This is a genomic window from Aeromonas sp. ASNIH2 (assembly GCF_002934795.1).
Classification (GTDB): domain Bacteria; phylum Pseudomonadota; class Gammaproteobacteria; order Enterobacterales; family Aeromonadaceae; genus Aeromonas; species Aeromonas caviae.
Window position 1 is genome coordinate 3,722,310 of sequence record NZ_CP026406.1, and the last position, 15,456, is coordinate 3,737,765.

The following is a 15,456-nucleotide window of genomic DNA, read 5'->3' on the forward strand; positions in this document are numbered from 1 at the left end:
TAAGGACTACGGTATGACTATACATCAATCTGATAGACAAACGAAAGTCAATGCCATCGTTATCGAGAGCCATTCTATCGCAGTGAAGGCTGACGGCATGTACTGCCTCAACGATCTGCACAAGGCGGCGATGGCGCTAGGCAAGGCGACAGAGAGCCAACGGCCAGGCGCTTTCTTTGATGTGGAAACAAACCGTGAGTTTGCTCGCGTTGTTTCCGAAAATGCAGGAATTCCTGCATTTAAATCCACCAAAGGGCGCAATGGCGGCACTTGGGCTGTTGAACTGGTCGCCATGAAGTACGCCGGTTGGATCGATGCTTCATTTGAAGTGCAGGTCTATGCCGCAGCTCAAGCGCTGCGTCACGGCGACATTGAAAAGGCGGTTGAGCTCTCGGGCAGCAAGGCGGCCAAGGCTGCGCTGGATGACATGCGCTTGGCCAAGGCTGTCACGTTGCGCGCCCAAGCGCTCGATCAGCAGATCAAGAATGCTCAGGCCATTTGTAATCTGCTCCCCCACCTGAGCGATGTGTCTCGCCAAACCATTACCGCGTCACTGGTTAACCCAGTGGCGGGCGCTGACATCATTCCGCTGCCATTGCTCACTGAGCATTACTACACAGCCACGGAGGTGGGCGACCGCTACGGCATCAGTGCCAACAAGGTGGGCCGCCTCGCCAATGAGCACGGCTTGAAAACCGAGCAATACGGCAAGGTGTTTCTCGACAAATCGCCAAACTCGCCCAAGCAGGTGGAGTCGTTCCGCTACAACGACGCCGGCATGAAGGCCATTGGCGAGATCATCACACAGCTGGAAGTTGGGGGTGCGGCATGAACCTTCATCCGCAAACCAAAGTTTTGGCAGGGCCGCAGAATGACGGCGGCAGCCTGATCATGAAGTCTTTCGAGAACTACCAGATCCGCATCATCACCGATGAGCAGGGCGAGCCTTGGTTTGTTGCCAAGGATGTGTGCGAGGCTCTTGGTTACACCAATAGCCGAAAAGCCTTGGCTGACCACGTTGATGAAGAGGACGTAACGAAACGTGACACCCTTACCAAAGGTGGCGTTCAAGCGGTCAGTTGCATCAACGAGTCTGGCCTGTACTCGCTGATCCTTGGCTCTAAGCTGGAGAGCGCCAAGCGGATGAAGCGCTGGGTCACATCCGAAGTGCTGCCGAGCATTCGCAAGTCAGGCAGCTATGGCGCACCGGCCGCCAACCTGCCTGACTTCAGCAACCCGGCCGCCGCCGCTCGCGCTTGGGCTGAGGAATACGAGCGCGGTCAGGTGCTGGCTATTGAGAACAAGCAACAGCAAGCGCAGATCGACTCACTCGAGAGCCTGTTCCGCCAGGGCATGACCATCCCGCAGTTCTGCAAGATGCTTAACGGGGTCAACACCCAGCAGGTGTGTGGCTTCTTCGAGGCGCGCGGCTGGCTGTTCAATGAAAGCCGCTCCGGGCTTAACAAGCGCTGGCGCACAGCGTCAGAAGCACGTGACAAATACCTTACCGAGGAGCAGCACGAGCAGAAGCGGCATGGTTTAGACCCCTTCATCTATTTCACGCCGGTGTTGTTGCAGAAGGGGGCAGTGCGGATCTATCAGATCTACCTGAAAGGTGAGCTCCCCATGAAGAAGGACTGGGATGGCCTGTATACCCAAGACAAAGTGATCAAGGGGGCCGCATGAGCAGCCAGCCTATTTACCCAGTTTTTAGATTCAGAGATAGCGTCAGTGACGGTGAGAAGGAAAGACGCCTGTCGGCGTTTCGTGATGCCATGCAATCTGTGTCAATGGCTCTCAGCATGAGTGAAAGCCCCCCAATTGTTTTGAGTGCGGCAAGAACAACGCTGGCTGCTGCGTACCTGCTATTCAACGGCAGGGCGTTCAACAATGGCACTGTCAGTAAGCTGCTCACACTGGAGGATATTGAGTGGACAATGGGCAGCACGCTCGAAGCTGAGTTTTATGGCGAAGGCGGAAGTAAAATCACCGCGTCTAAACTGACAGAGCTGTACATGTGCCTGGCTGTAATTGATGGCCACACATGCTGGCTTTCAGAAGCCGGGATTGGGGTGATGGATAGCCTGATGATGAGTACCCTTGGCGTGACATTTGTGATGCCAGACTTCGTCACCGAGTTCATGGGAGGTCTGCAATGAGCGCCGCCCAACTGCAAGCCGAGCTGACCGCGCTGCTGGGAGAGCTTGAGAGCATCGACCTGATGCCGGAAGAACGGTTCGGGCTCACCCAGCGCATTCAGCGGATGATGCCAGCGCCTTCTGGTGACAGCGCCGAGCTTGCCATTTAACCCCCACTAGCACAAAATTTACCCATCATGGCCGGACCCTTAACAGGGGCCCGGCTTTTTTATTGCCTGCGGAGAGTGACAGCATGGCCTACAAGCCGACTTACGATGATTTTCTGAGGGCTCGAACCGCCAAACGGCTGGCCTTTGAACAGCAAACTCAGCAGGCCGTTGAGCCTGCCGATGATCAGGGCATTTTCGGCGATGTCGTTGATATGTTCCAGCGTGGCCTTGGGCAGACCCTGGGCGGTGATCTTGAAACCGTGGGCCAGCTGGCCGATTCACAGGGCATCAAGGATGCCGGGCGTGGGGTGAGTGCGTGGGCTGATGGTCAGCTGCAAGAGGCGTCTACCCCGATGAGGGAGGCGATGGGCAAGCAGTTCTTTCAGGAGAATGCGGAAACCGGCGCCATCGAGGCGGGAGACGCCTGGTCTGACCCGAGATCGTGGGCAGGCAATTTCGCCACCGTGCTGGGGCAGTTCACCGGCTTGGTGGGCGGCACCAAGGGTGCAGGGTTGATTGCCAAACCTGCCTTGCGCGGGGCGGGCAAGCTGCTGGCCAAGGACCTGGTGGAGGGGCAGGCCCGCGAATTGGTGGCCAAGGCCACGGTGAAGGATGCCATCCAGGCGGGGGCGCTCGATTCGGTCAAGGCGGCCTATCTGGCGGCCCCCGGCGAGGCGGCCAAGCGGGCGGTGCTGGACAAGGCCATCGGCCGCCTGACCTCGATCGGTTATGGTGCTCATGCCGGGGCCATGGCGTCCGGGATGCGGGCCCAGCAGGCCGAGCAAGAGGCGAGAGGGTTCCTCAACGGCCTTGGCAATGACGAGCTCAACGCCAACCCTATCTACCAGCAGGCCTATTGGGATCTGGCTGATGGCGAGATGCGGGGGGCTGGTGTTGAGGAGATCCGCAGGGCAGCCATCGACAGCGTTGCGGAGAATGCGGCCACCGGTGCGTGGTCGGACAAGCGAGCACTGACGGCTGATTTCCTGTCCGGCATGTTGACCGGTGCTGGGGGCGGCGTGGGTGGTCTGCTCGGCAAGGTGGGCAGTACCAGGGCGGGCGCCGCGGCTCGCGGCTTTGTCGGTGAAGGGGCTACCGAGGCATGGCAGGGCGGTGAAACCCAGCGAGCGGTGAACCAGGCGGTGCAGGAGTGGGCCGATGAAACCCGGGATCCGATGGCGGGTGTGCTGTCTTCGGCGCTGAACGAGGGGACCCTTGGCGGGGCATTCGGTGGCGTGGTCGGTGGTGTGCACGGGCCCCAGGCCCAGGACGTCGTCAAGCCGGTGGTGCGTGTAGAGCGCCGGGTGGTCACTGGGGACAGTCAGATAGATGACATGATCCACGGGCTGGATCAGCGGCAGGCCGAGCGCGGGGCCGACATCAGCGGTGAAATCGAGAGCATGTTTAGCGGCGATAAAAACCCGTTGGGATCAAGCAAGCTCGACCCGATCAGCGATACCCTGGCAGGTGCCGCTCCCGCAGCCAAGCAGGCCGGCGTTTTTCCCGGCACCTTTGAGCGGGACTCGCGCGGTGTCTTGCGCGTTACTGGGGACGCGGACGCTTTGGCTGCGTGGGCAGAGCAAGCCGATATGCCCTACATCACCGATGGTGATGGCATTGCAATCCCCGCCAAATATGCCAAGCAGGCAGAAAAGGCGATCAAAGGTTACCGGCCGGTTGCAGCTGAGCTGATGGCAGAGGCAGCGCCTGCCGACATGCTTGCGTTCAGCCAGGTTGACCCCATTGAGCATGAGCCCGCGATAAAGCGGCAAGGGTTCGTCATGCGCAATGGCGATGGTCAATCGACTGGGGAGCCGGAGCCCTATGTCCGCCCGCAATCAGGGGATGAGCTGCTGTATGAATCAAGTGCCAACTGGCAGGCTGGTCAGCCACATGCCGAGTCAGCACCAGTAGATCTGGAAGCGCTGCGCAAAGAGAGCGCCCAGCGCTGGCGCGACGGCAACAAGCCAGAGGCGGGCACGCCGGTTCGCACTGAGGAAGACACCGAGCAGGCGCTGAACGCATTGCGGGCCGAGGGGGTGAATGGCTGGGCCGGCCGACAAGATCCCAAGCTGGATATGCCGAAGGGCCAGGAGTTTATCCCGCATGGCCCCCAAGCCGGGTTGCCGGCGGTCGTGGGTGATGGGGTACAACAGGCGGCCGGTAAAGCCAAGGGGCTCCCGCTATCCGATACCATCTTTGCAGGCGGCCCGAGCCACGGCGGCCAGGCGGATAATACCAACTATGCCCGTCCTCACCTGACCCGCGAGCAGGTCGATACCAGCATGGGGGAGGAGTCCACCCGGGATCCGCGCTCACCAGTCAGTCAGGCCATTGCCAATGCCGGCAGCGCCACGGATAGCGTGTTCGGCCCCTTGCGGTCCCTGCGCGTCACCAAGAGAGGCAAGCCGTTTGCCAGCCAGAGGGAGGCTCAGCTCGCATCCCGAACTGATGAGCAGCCGGTGGCACTCAATGGCGGTGGCTTTGGGATTGCCAACCGTGGTGAGGTGGAGCAGGCCAAGGCCGCCGACCAGACAACCGATTTTGCGGATCGCCCAACCATCAACGTAAGTGGTGATTCCGTTACGGTCCCGTCCTCTGCGGAGGGCGCGGCCAGCCAACCACAAGCAGAGGTGCGCGATGAACAGATTGCCCCAGTATCTTCAATCAGCGGTGATGGACAGAGTGATCAGCCTGGCGCAGGCGTGCCGACTGCAGCAGGCGCTGAACCAGCCATTACCGGACTCGCCGATGGAGTTGGAGCCGGAGATCGGGCAGATCTCGCTGCGCCTGCACCTGTACCTGACAGACAGCAGCAAGATGACCAAGCACTGACAACCCCGGCCACCGATGCCGGGGTTGTTGTTTTTGAGGTTGCGGATCCCGCCTCCGATCCTGCCGCTGCCCCGCAGCCGTGGGCGGAGGCCATCGACAATGCTGACGGCACCGTCACGCTCAAAGGTGAGGTCCCGATCATCAGGCAGTGGGCCAAGGATAACGGGGTAAAGGCGATCCCGGGCAAAGGCGGATTGGTGGTGGCCAAGTCATCGGCCGCCAAGGTGCGGGAGTATGTGGCGCCAGCCGCCAGTGAACCGGTGCAGCAGATCGAGGCTGCCCGCGCCGAGGTTGCGCCGGAACCTACCGAGGCGCAGAAGGAGGCGGATACCACCAAGCCCGTCACCAACCAAGGTCGAGAGGTGGTCGCGGCAGACAACCTGACCGATGATGAAGCAATCTCAGTTGCCGATGAGTTGGGTGTCGAGCATGGGGGCAATCCAGACGATGCCCGCTGGGCGCTGGAGAGCTTCAAGCCTGATGCGCTGGCTGCGGCTGCGGCCCGGGTTCGTAACCCAGGTCAGCCGGATACCTTCAAGCCTCGGTCCGGCAGCCCCAACATCGTGGCAGCCCCGCCAGTAGAGGATGAGGCTCACGAGGACGCTAAGCCCGATAAGCCCGGGCCCACCGTTCACTTCTCCAAGCAGGCAATGGCACAAGGGAACAAGCCGGCCAGACACCTGACCCGTAAAGAAGCCGAGCTGGTCACCAAGGGGTGGTTCCGGGAGTACCAGGGGGCGAGCGGCATTGAGGTGAAGATCCACGCCACCCAGGCCGAGCTTGAAGGGGCCCTGGGGCTGGATGCCAAGGACGGATTGATCCGTCGCGCGGCGTTTGACGACGATGCAGGCACTCTCCATGTGGCTGCCGACACCATCTCCGACCCCAAGCGGATGCGCGAGATCCTGCGCCATGAGGTGCTGGCCCACTATGGCCTGGCCAATGTCCTGGGTGACGGGGAATACACCAAGCTGATGAGCCGCCTCATCCAGTCCCAGAAGGACCCCAGCATGAAGCCGGTGTGGGATTGGGTAAACACCCATTACGCCGATGAGGACATCGGCACCCAAGCCGAGGAAGTGGTGGCTCATCTGGCTGAACTGGAGCAGGGGGCCTGGGGCCGTGGCTGGGATCGGGTCGTGGCCATGGTCACCCGGGCGCTGCGTGCGGTCGGCTTTGTACCAGATGGCATTACCGCTGCGGAGACGCGTTCCCTGATTGAAGGACTGGGCAAGAAGCTGCAGCGCAGCGGCCCAGACGACAGCGGGCCGGATGGCGGCAAGAAGTTCAGCCAGGAGGATGCTCAGGCGCCGATCAAGAAAGGTGGTGTCAGGATGAGCCAGACGGCCACCGCCGCAGACAAGGCAATGGAGAAGCTCAACCTGGGCCCCAAGCCCGACATCATCGACAAGACCAAGGCCAGCCTGAACAAGCTCCGTCAAGTTGACCGAGGCGTGGTCAGCTCATGGATCGATCGCGTCATCAAGAAAGCCAACACCGAGGTGCTCGACGCGCTGGCCCCCATCAAATACGCCGAGGAGGCTGCCGGCATTACTGATGCCGCAGACTCCGGTTATGTGGCGGCACGGATGGCGACGGGGGCCGCCTCCACCATGCAGGCGACCATGCTCTATGGTCTGCCGGAGTGGAATGACGGGGTGATCCAGCGCAAGGCGGGTACCGGCGAGAAAGACGCGCTGCTGGGCATCTTTGCCGACCTGGGAGCTGATCTGCACAACTGGCTTGGCTGGATGGCTGGTCACCGGGCGGAACTGCTGATGGCGCAGGGCAGAGAGAACCTGCTCGATGCCAATGACATTGCGGCGCTCAAGGGGCAAGGCAAGGGCAAGGAGGCCAAATTCCTTGATGCCAAAGCCCGCTGGAACCGCCTCAATGCCGCAACCCTGGACCTGGCACAAGAAGCTGGGCTCTTCACCAAAGAGGCGCGGGCCGAGTTTGAAAGCGAATGGTACATCCCGTTCTTCCGTGAATCAGATGACGGCGACGTGATCGCCCCCTTCAAGACGAAGGGCATTGCCAACCAGAACTCCGGCATCAAGAAGCTCAAGGGCGGGGAGGCCAACACCAACGACCTGCTCGAGAACATCTTCACCTCCACCTCCAAGCTGATCGACGCGTCCATGAAGAACATGGCGGCCCAGAAGACGGTTTGGAACCTGGCGGATACCGGCATCATCGAGGTCATTCCGAAGCCAAACAAGATGGATTACCAGGCCCTTGCCAATGGCAAAGACAGGATCATGGTCAAGCTGGAGGGGGAGGACTACATGATCCGGGTTGAGGATCCGGACCTCTATCGCGCTATGACCTTCTTCGACCGCAAGCCGTTCAGCGCCATGGTCAATGTGGCGGCCAAGGCCAAGCGCCTGCTTACTGCTGGGGTCACTGCATCTCCCGAATTCATGCTGCGCAACTTCCTGCGCGACTCACTCTCCAGCTGGGCGATCAGCAAAGACGGCTTCAGGCCGGTGATCGACTCCATCAAGGGGGTGAAAAAGACCCTGGCGATGGACGGCAGTACCATTGATGTGATGTTCAGCGGAGCCTCCTTCCTGGGCGGCTACGTGAATGGCAATGACCCAGAGGCGATGGCCGATACCGTGCGTAAGTCGCTGCGACGCAAGGGGATGACGCCCGAGCAAATCGCCCGCTACGAAAAGAGCATTATCCGCAACGCAGCTCAGGCAAAGGGCGTGGTTGCCAATGTGTGGGAGAAGTACAACCGCTATGGCGAGGCTTTCGAGAATGCCAACCGCGAGGCGGTCTATGCCGCAGCCATCAAGGCTGGCAAGAGCCACGCCCAGGCGGCGTTCGAGTCGAAGGACCTGATGGATTTCTCCATGCTGGGTGCCTCACGCACCATGCAGGTCATGACCCAACTGCTGCCGTTCTTCAATGCCCGGGTGCAAGGTCTAGGCAAGCTGACCCGTGAACTGCGAGACAACCCGAGAGCCATCGCCAAACGTGCAGGCATGATCACGGCTGCGAGCCTGGCTCTGCTGGCCGCCAACTGGGACGATGAGCGATACGAAGAGCTGCCGGATTGGGACAAGGATGCCAACTGGCACTTCTTTGTCGGCGATCAGCACTTCCGGATCCCCAAGCCGTTCGAGATTGGCGTGCTGTTCGGTACCATCCCCGAGCGCATGGTGCGTGCCCTGGGAGACAAGGACACCGGCGCCCAGTTCGGCAAGGCAGTTGCGCGGGCGATCGGCGATACCTTTGCCCTTAACCCGACCCCGCAGATCGTCAAGCCACTGGTAGAGGCCACCTTCAACTATGACACCTTCCGCGGCGGCCCCATCGACGGTCCGCAAGACCTGAACGTCCAGGCAGAGGCGCGTTACAACGAGCAGACCAGCCTGCTGATGCGCGAGCTGGGGGAACTCACTGGCTTCTCACCCAAGCAGCTTGAGCACCTGGTCATTGGTTACACCGGCACCATGGGCAGCTATGTGATGGCTGCCGCTGACGGGCTTATCCGGGCTTCGCGCCCTGGTGAGTCAGCAAGCTGGCGCGCCGACGAGATCCCGCTTGTGAAAGCGGTGTATCGCGGCACTGGCCCTGCAAAGTCCACCCAGCACATGGAGGAGTTCTACCGGATGCTGAACGAGGTGAATCAGCTCAAACGCACCGTTGACCAGTACCGCAGCGAAGGGCTGACCGACAAGGCAAACGAGCTACTGGAAGAGCAGGGCGGGATCCTGAAGTCGCGCCGAAGCCTGAGTCGAACCCAGCAGCAAGTGCGTGTGGTCCGCAACAGGATTGAGCTGATCCAGCGCGATCGCACACTGGCCGCAGAGGAGAAGCGCCGGCGCATTGATGAGATGCTGGCCCGTCGAAACGACCTGGTGTATCAGGCAGTCAACAAGAACAAAGCGAACTGGGAGTAAGGGGGAATTGCGGCCCTGGCTGAGCCTCTGTGATAGGGGTAATCTGGGGCCTTAACCGCTGAGGGCCCTGACCATGTGGATACTGCTTGCTCTGATAATGATGGTGGTGGCGCTGAAAGCGTTCAGTGTCAGCTTTACGCTGGCCCTGATCCCCTTTGCTGCCGGGTGTTGGTGTTTCAGTAAGTCCAGTCGCGATGACCTGGACACCTTCATGGCGTTCAGTTTCTTCGCTGTCTTGATAGGGTTTGCATTAAACATTCTCATTAGTATCTGGTGATATTTTGGCAGGGATTTAGAGAAAGGCACGACACCGATGGGGCTGCGGCCCCATTTTTAATACCCAAATCAGTCCGAAAATGATAAATTCAAGAGGTTTACTGTACGTGTATACAGTGTTTCACAGTCGAGAGACTGGGAGAGCAAGGGGGAGATCGGATGGAATCACTACTAAGCGAACTGGAAGAGTTTGTTGAGACGCTGGACCTGGCGCCTGAGGAGGAGAGCAAGATCGCGCGCATTCTGGAAAAACTACGCGATGAAGCCACCGTGTCAGCGTGATGCGGAAGGATTCGGATTGGCCCGCCAATGTGCGGGCTTTTCTATGCCTGGATGGCAGAAAAGAAAAAAGCCTGCATTTCTGCAGGCTTTCTTGCTCTTGGATCACCAGTGGATCATTTCGATTCCAGTTTTGGGCCAGTCACTGTCGCCTTGTTTGTGCTAAGTGGCTGTTTTATCTGGGTTTGTCCTGTCGGTGTCCTAGTTAAATTGGTGGAGCTGGGGGGATTTGAACCCCCGTCCAAAATTACTACATCCTCGGTACTACATGCTTAGTCACTCTTTACATTCGCCAACACGCTGCGGAGAGACACGCCACGCATTGACTAGCTCGATTGGTTTTAATGCTTCCGCCCCGAGCAGGACTTCCACACGATCCTGTGAAGGATGACCTTCCATTTCCCTAGGACACAGGCAAGCTAGGGGAGAAGGGCTCAGCGCAGGTTATTAAGCTGCGAGTGCGTAGTTTTCGTCGTTTGCGACTATTTTTTTGCGGTTTATTAACGAGGCCTACCGCACCTCGGCATGCACCTTGGGTTTTGTGAATCTTGTCGAATCCAGAATCAGCCCCAAGTTGTCAAAAGGGATTGTACGCAAAAATCCTGTCATGGCAAGGCGTTGATGGCAATCGACCGGCCTTGGCCGGTCGATTGCTGGTTTATTGGTCGCCGCATGGGGGCCGACGGCGCACAATCAACCGCGGTGCTTGTTCTTCATGATGCGGGCCTTCTCACGGTCCCATTCCCGTGCCTTGGTGTCTTCCCGCTTGTCGTGCTCTTTCTTGCCCTTCACCAGGCCGATCTCGACCTTGACCCAGCACGCTTTCCAGTAGAGGGCCAGCGGCACTATGGTGTAGCCCTGACGAGCGGTCAGGCTCTCGAGCTTGTCGAGTTCACGGCGACTGAGCAGCAATTTGCGGGTGCGGGTCGGATCGCATACCACGTGGCTGGAGGCGGCGTTCAGCGGCAGGAAGCTGGAGCCGAACAGGAAGGCTTCCCCCTGCATGAAGATGACATAGGCTTCGCTGATGTTGGCCTTGCCCGCCCGCAGGGACTTCACTTCCCACCCTTGCAAGGACAGGCCGGCTTCCACGCGCTCTTCGATGAAGTACTCGTGACGGGCGGTTCTGTTGAGTGCAATGGTGCTGGACCCGGCTTTGTTTTTACTGTTCTTTTTGCTCATGACGGGGGCCTTAGGCAATGTTTAGGAAGGCGCATTATACGTGGGTGGCGGCGGCTGTAAAACGCACAGCGCTCCGAGTGGCGGCTTTGTGAGCAGTTCGATGACGATTTTGAGGGAAGGGCGGGGCGAGAGCAGGCCACACTGGCCGGAAAGTGTGCGATTGCCCTGCTTGGTGACCCGCGAACAGTTTCGGCGGTGATTTTGGCTGACAAGGTGATAAAATCGGGCCGATTGGATGAGGAAAACCCATGCCCCGTATTACTCGCAGTGCCCTGGTGATGTTCAGCGCGGAACAGATGTTCCGGCTGGTCAATGATGTTGATGCCTATCCTGAGTTCCTGCCCGGCTGTGTCGGCAGCCGTGTTCATGAGTCAGGTGAAGACTACATGATGGCCTCGGTCGATGTGGCCAAGGCAGGTATCGCCAAGACCTTTACTACGCGCAACCAGCTCGATGCCAATCGCACCATCAAGATGGAGCTGGTGGAGGGGCCTTTCAGCAAGCTGGCGGGATGGTGGACCTTCACGCCCCTGGACGTGGATGCCTGCAAGGTGGAGTTTGATCTCGACTTCGAGTTCACCTCCAAGCTCATTGAGCTGGCCTTTGGCCAGATCTTCCGCGAGCTGGTGAGCTCCATGGTGCTCGCCTTCTCCAATCGTGCCAAGGTGGTTTACGGTGTCTGAGCTCCTCAATATCGAAGTGGCCTATGCCCTGCCCGAGCGGCAGACGGTGCTGTGCATCCGGGTCGCGCCCGAGACCAGCGTGCTGGCGGCCATCGAACAGTCCGGCATCCTGCAAAAGCACCCGGAGATCGACCTGTCGGTCAACAAGTTCGGTATCTACAGCCGTCCGGTCAAGGGCACAGAGTCGGTGCAGGAGGGGGATCGCATCGAGATCTACCGCCCTCTCATCGCCGACCCCAAGGAGATGCGCAAGAAGCGGGCGGAGAAAGCCAAGGAAGAGGGGCGCGCCGATGTGGTCACCGGCGGGCGACCCGATGTGCACCGCAAGCGAGACGATGCTGGCACCTGACGGGTGATGGGCTGTGACAAGGGGCGCCGTGGCGCCCCTTTGTGATCGTCTCGCCCGGCACGGGGCATCACAGGGTGAGCAGGCGCTCGTTTTCCACCGTCTCTATCCCGCTCTCCTGGATGGCAAGGCGCGCCATGGCGTGCGCCACCTGACTGGCCTCGATGGCACGCCAGCGGCGCAGCGACCCGCGCAGCAGGGGCTTTACCAGCGGATAGATGGCCTGGATGATCTGCTCCGAACGGCGCGCAGGTTCGCGATGGCCGAGCAGCATGGCCGGGCGCAGGATGACGAGCCGCTGCCACTCCTGGGCCAGCAGGGCCAGCTCCATCTCGCCCTTGGTGCGGGGATAGAGGGCAGGGGAGCGCGGGTTGGCGCCCAGACTGGAGACCACCAGCAGGCGGCGGCAGCCGTGGCGACGGGCGAGCGCGGCAAAGGCCAGCACATAGTCGAGATCGACCCGGCGAAAGGCCTCGGCCGAGCCGGCATCCTTGCGGGTGGTGCCAAGGCAGCAGAAGGCAATGTCCACAGGGGAGGGCAGCGTCAATCTGTCCAGTGCGTCGAACGAGGTGGGCAGCCAGGTGCGTCCCGGAGCGGGGTCGCCCGGTTTGCGGCAGAGCAGGAGGAGGTCGTGCTCCGTCCCCAGCTCGCGCAGCAAGGCTTTGCCAATCAGACCGGTGGCGCCGGCAATCAGGAATCGACTCATGATGATCTCCTCGGGGCAATGAGGCATCCAGAGTGTGGCCCGGCGACATCACCGGGGCCAGAGAGAACAAAACCGGCAGAAGCCGGTTTTGTAATGTCATCTAGAGCGGTGTGGTGAAGGCGGCAGGGAGAGGGAAATCACCGGTCACGGTGGCCAGTCTGTCACCCACGAAGTTGAGGGTCAGCTCCTTGCGCTCCTTGTCGCCCCGACCGGGCTGGAACTCATAGAGGTAGTACCAGGTGTTGGGGTCAAAGCTGTCGCGCAACATGGGAGAACCCAGCACGAACTCGACCTGTTCGCGGGTCATGCCCTGGCGCAGCTTGTCGACCTGCTTTTGTTCCACATAGTTGCCCTGGGGAATATCGATGCGATAGACCAGGCTGCAACCGGACAGGGTGAGGGCGGTCAGGGCCGCGGCAATCAGGTGTTTCATCCGCATATCGGGTTCAGATCATCCATACAGTCTTTTTAGCTCGGCAAATCATACCCACTCCCCGTGCGGAAGTAAAAAGCCATTGATCCATCAGCCAATAAAAAGGGCCGCGTGGCGGCCCTGGCAGATCTTGCCCCCTTACATGGCGGCGCGGAAGATGGCGACGATCTCCGCGTGAGTCGCCTGCCTGGGGTTGGTGAGACCACAGGCATCCTTGAGCGCATTGGTGGCCAGCACGTCGAGGTCGTCGGCCCTGACCCCGAGCTGCTCCAGACCGGCGGGGATCTTGACGTCGCGAGCCAGTTGCCGGATGGCGTCAATGGCTGCCGTCGCACCCTGCTCATCGCTCATGGCGCTCACATCCACCCCCATATGACGGGCTACATCCTTGAGCCGGCCGGCGCACACCCGGGCGTTGTAGGCCTGGACATGGGGCAGCAGCACCGCATTGCACACCCCGTGGGGCAGGTCGTAGAAGCCGCCGAGCTGGTGAGCCATGGCGTGCACATAGCCCAGGCTTGCGTTGTTGAAGGCCATGCCGGCCAGGAACTGGGCATAGGCCATCTGCTCGCGGGCATGGAGATCCTCCCCCTGATGCACGGCGGTGCGAAGGTGTTCGGCAATCAGTGCGATGGCCATCACGGCGCTGGCATCGGTGACCGGGGTGGCGGCGGTGGAGACATAGGCTTCGATGGCGTGGGTCAGGGCATCCATGCCGGTGGCGGCGGTGAGGCCGGCGGGCTTGGCCAGCATCAGTTCCGGGTCGTTGACCGACATCAGCGGCGTGACGTGCTTGTCGATGATGGCCATTTTCACCTGACGGGATTCGTCGGTAATGATGCAAAAACGGGTCATCTCGGAGGCGGTGCCGGCCGTGGTATTGATGGCGATGAGCGGCAACTGCGGCTTGGCGGAGCGATCCACCCCCTCGTAATCCTTGATGCTGCCCCCATTGGCGGCCACCAGGGCGATGCCCTTGGCGCAGTCGTGGGGTGAGCCGCCGCCGAGCGAAATGACGCAGTCACAGCCATGGGCCCGGATCATCGCAAGACCTGCTTCGACGTTGGCCACGGTGGGATTGGGTCTGGTCTCATCGAACACCACGGCATCGATGCCGTGCTCGGCCAGGAGGGCGGCAAGCCGGCCCACCACGCCAATCTGGCCCAGGATCTTGTCGGTGACGATGAGCGCCTTGCGATAGCCATGTCCCTGGATATCCGCTGCCGCCTCCTGCAGGCAGCCCGCCCCCATCAGGTTGATTGCGGGAATGTAGAACTTGAATGTCGCCATGATGGACTCCGTATGATTAGCCATTAAGTGGTATGCGGGCGCCAACATAACAGCGTCGGAGGGGATGAGAAGGGGTCAATGGTATCTCGTTTGCAACTTTGTGGACTCGATCGCGCTCTTTAAATGGACGGTCGCTCAAGGCTTGACAAGGGATGGGAGTGCAAAAGGAGCGTAAAAACGTTTTTCAAGAAATTCATCATCTTAGCAAACGTTTCGCGCCATTTTTGTCAGCTTTGAAGCGCAGAAGTGTGAGGCGCATCAAGGAATTGGAAAGCGCTTTCGACCATAGTTGGCGCCTCCCCGGATGAGGGGATACCGGCTTGAAAGTACCGTAAAGAATCACCTTAACTGCACTCGGCGGCCATGCGGCGGGGCGCAACCAGGAGTCCACTATGTCTGATGTATTTCACTTGGGTTTGAAAAAAGCGGATCTGCAAGGCGCCACCCTGGCGATCGTCCCCGGTGACCCCGAGCGCGTGAAGCGCATCGCAGAACTGTTGGACAACCCGGTGCACCTGGCCAGCCATCGTGAATTCACCACCTGGCGCGGCGAGATGGACGGCAAGGCCGTGATCATCTGCTCCACCGGTATCGGTGGCCCGTCCACCTCCATCGCGGTGGAAGAGCTGGCCCAGCTGGGTATCCGTACCTTCCTGCGCATCGGCACCACCGGCGCCATCCAGCCGCACCTGAACGTGGGCGACGTGATCGTCACCACCGGCTCCGTGCGCCTCGACGGTGCCAGCCTGCACTTCGCGCCGATGGAGTTCCCGGCAGTGGCCGACTTTGACTGCACCACCGCCCTGGTGAACACCGCCAAGGAGCTGGGCTCCAAGCTGCATGTGGGCGTCACTGCTTCTTCTGACACCTTCTACCCGGGTCAGGAGCGTTACGACACCGTATCCGGTCGCGTGGTACAACGTTTCCAGGGTTCCATGAAAGAGTGGCAAGCCATGGGCGTGCTGAACTACGAGATGGAGTCCGCGACCCTGCTGACCATGTGTACCAGCCAGGGCCTGCGTGCGGGCATGGTGGCCGGTGTCATCGTGAACCGTACCCAGCAGGAAATCCCGAACGCCGAAACCATGGCGAAAACCGAATCTGATGCCATCAAGATCGTGCTGGGCGCCGCCCGCAAGCTGATCTGATAGCCCTCTTTGTAACAAAGAGTACCGAGTGGGGGGTGGGGGCCGTTGCGAAAGCG

The 15,456-nt window shown here is 60.4% G+C and carries 13 protein-coding genes and 1 other RNA gene; 9 read left to right on the top strand and 5 right to left on the bottom strand.

Annotation, left to right across the window (positions count from 1 at the left end):
- Positions 1 to 13 precede the first annotated feature (13 nt).
- The 6 genes from C3F36_RS17975 to C3F36_RS24030 all read left to right on the top strand — a co-directional run bounded on the left by C3F36_RS17975 (position 14) and on the right by C3F36_RS24030 (position 9,615).
- A complete protein-coding gene (locus C3F36_RS17975; RefSeq protein ID WP_104455608.1) occupies positions 14 to 832 on the top strand; it encodes a KilA-N domain-containing protein in 819 nt (272 codons plus the stop codon).
- On the top strand, positions 829 to 1,686 hold the full coding sequence (locus tag C3F36_RS17980) for a BRO-N domain-containing protein (protein ID WP_199769615.1): 858 nt from the start codon (positions 829 to 831) through the stop codon (positions 1,684 to 1,686). The genes C3F36_RS17975 and C3F36_RS17980 overlap by 4 nt, the downstream gene beginning before the upstream one ends.
- Complete coding sequence (locus C3F36_RS17985) at positions 1,683 to 2,159, top strand: hypothetical protein (RefSeq protein WP_104455609.1); 477 nt, start codon at positions 1,683 to 1,685, stop codon at positions 2,157 to 2,159. The genes C3F36_RS17980 and C3F36_RS17985 overlap by 4 nt, the downstream gene beginning before the upstream one ends.
- Positions 2,156 to 2,308 carry a hypothetical protein gene (locus tag C3F36_RS23385; protein WP_158656153.1) on the top strand — a complete coding sequence of 51 codons (153 nt, stop codon included), beginning with the start codon at positions 2,156 to 2,158 and terminating at the stop codon, positions 2,306 to 2,308. The genes C3F36_RS17985 and C3F36_RS23385 overlap by 4 nt, the downstream gene beginning before the upstream one ends.
- 83 nt (positions 2,309 to 2,391) lie before the next feature.
- Entirely contained in the window at positions 2,392 to 9,057 is a 6,666-nt protein-coding gene (locus tag C3F36_RS23875) for an LPD38 domain-containing protein (protein WP_104455610.1), read from the top strand.
- A 435-nt stretch (positions 9,058 to 9,492) separates the two neighbouring features.
- Positions 9,493 to 9,615, top strand: coding sequence for a hypothetical protein (locus C3F36_RS24030; RefSeq protein ID WP_258039730.1), 123 nt, complete (start codon positions 9,493 to 9,495; stop codon positions 9,613 to 9,615).
- 208 nt (positions 9,616 to 9,823) lie between these two features.
- Here C3F36_RS24030 and ssrA read toward each other — a convergent pair.
- Positions 9,824 to 10,183: a transfer-messenger RNA gene (ssrA, locus tag C3F36_RS18000) on the bottom strand.
- Between the two features lie 122 nt (positions 10,184 to 10,305).
- Positions 10,306 to 10,794, bottom strand: coding sequence for an SsrA-binding protein SmpB (gene smpB, locus C3F36_RS18005; protein WP_010673973.1), 489 nt, complete (start codon positions 10,792 to 10,794; stop codon positions 10,306 to 10,308).
- A 248-nt stretch (positions 10,795 to 11,042) separates the two neighbouring features.
- Between smpB and C3F36_RS18010 the strand changes: the two genes are divergently transcribed.
- Together C3F36_RS18010 and C3F36_RS18015 are read left to right on the top strand one after the other, a co-directional pair.
- A complete protein-coding gene (locus tag C3F36_RS18010; RefSeq protein WP_010673974.1) occupies positions 11,043 to 11,477 on the top strand; it encodes an SRPBCC family protein in 435 nt (144 codons plus the stop codon).
- A complete protein-coding gene (locus C3F36_RS18015; RefSeq protein WP_039039886.1) occupies positions 11,470 to 11,826 on the top strand; it encodes an RnfH family protein in 357 nt (118 codons plus the stop codon). The genes C3F36_RS18010 and C3F36_RS18015 overlap by 8 nt, the downstream gene beginning before the upstream one ends.
- 67 nt (positions 11,827 to 11,893) lie before the next feature.
- Here C3F36_RS18015 and C3F36_RS18020 read toward each other — a convergent pair whose 3' ends face one another.
- The 3 genes from C3F36_RS18020 to yiaY form a co-directional block, all read right to left on the bottom strand.
- Entirely contained in the window at positions 11,894 to 12,529 is a 636-nt protein-coding gene (locus tag C3F36_RS18020) for an NAD-dependent epimerase/dehydratase family protein (RefSeq protein WP_104455612.1), read from the bottom strand.
- Between the two features lie 100 nt (positions 12,530 to 12,629).
- The gene (locus C3F36_RS18025) at positions 12,630 to 12,968 is read right to left on the bottom strand and encodes an outer membrane protein assembly factor BamE (protein WP_029314185.1); all 339 of its coding nucleotides are present in this window, start codon (positions 12,966 to 12,968) and stop codon (positions 12,630 to 12,632) included.
- A gap of 132 nt (positions 12,969 to 13,100) precedes the next feature.
- Positions 13,101 to 14,252 (bottom strand): L-threonine dehydrogenase, encoded by a 1,152-nt coding sequence (yiaY, locus tag C3F36_RS18030; RefSeq protein WP_104455613.1) that lies wholly within the window; start codon positions 14,250 to 14,252, stop codon positions 13,101 to 13,103.
- 392 nt (positions 14,253 to 14,644) lie between these two features.
- Between yiaY and udp the strand changes: the two genes are divergently transcribed.
- Positions 14,645 to 15,400, top strand: coding sequence for a uridine phosphorylase (gene udp / locus C3F36_RS18035; RefSeq protein WP_010674037.1), 756 nt, complete (start codon positions 14,645 to 14,647; stop codon positions 15,398 to 15,400).
- Positions 15,401 to 15,456: the final 56 nt, after the last annotated feature.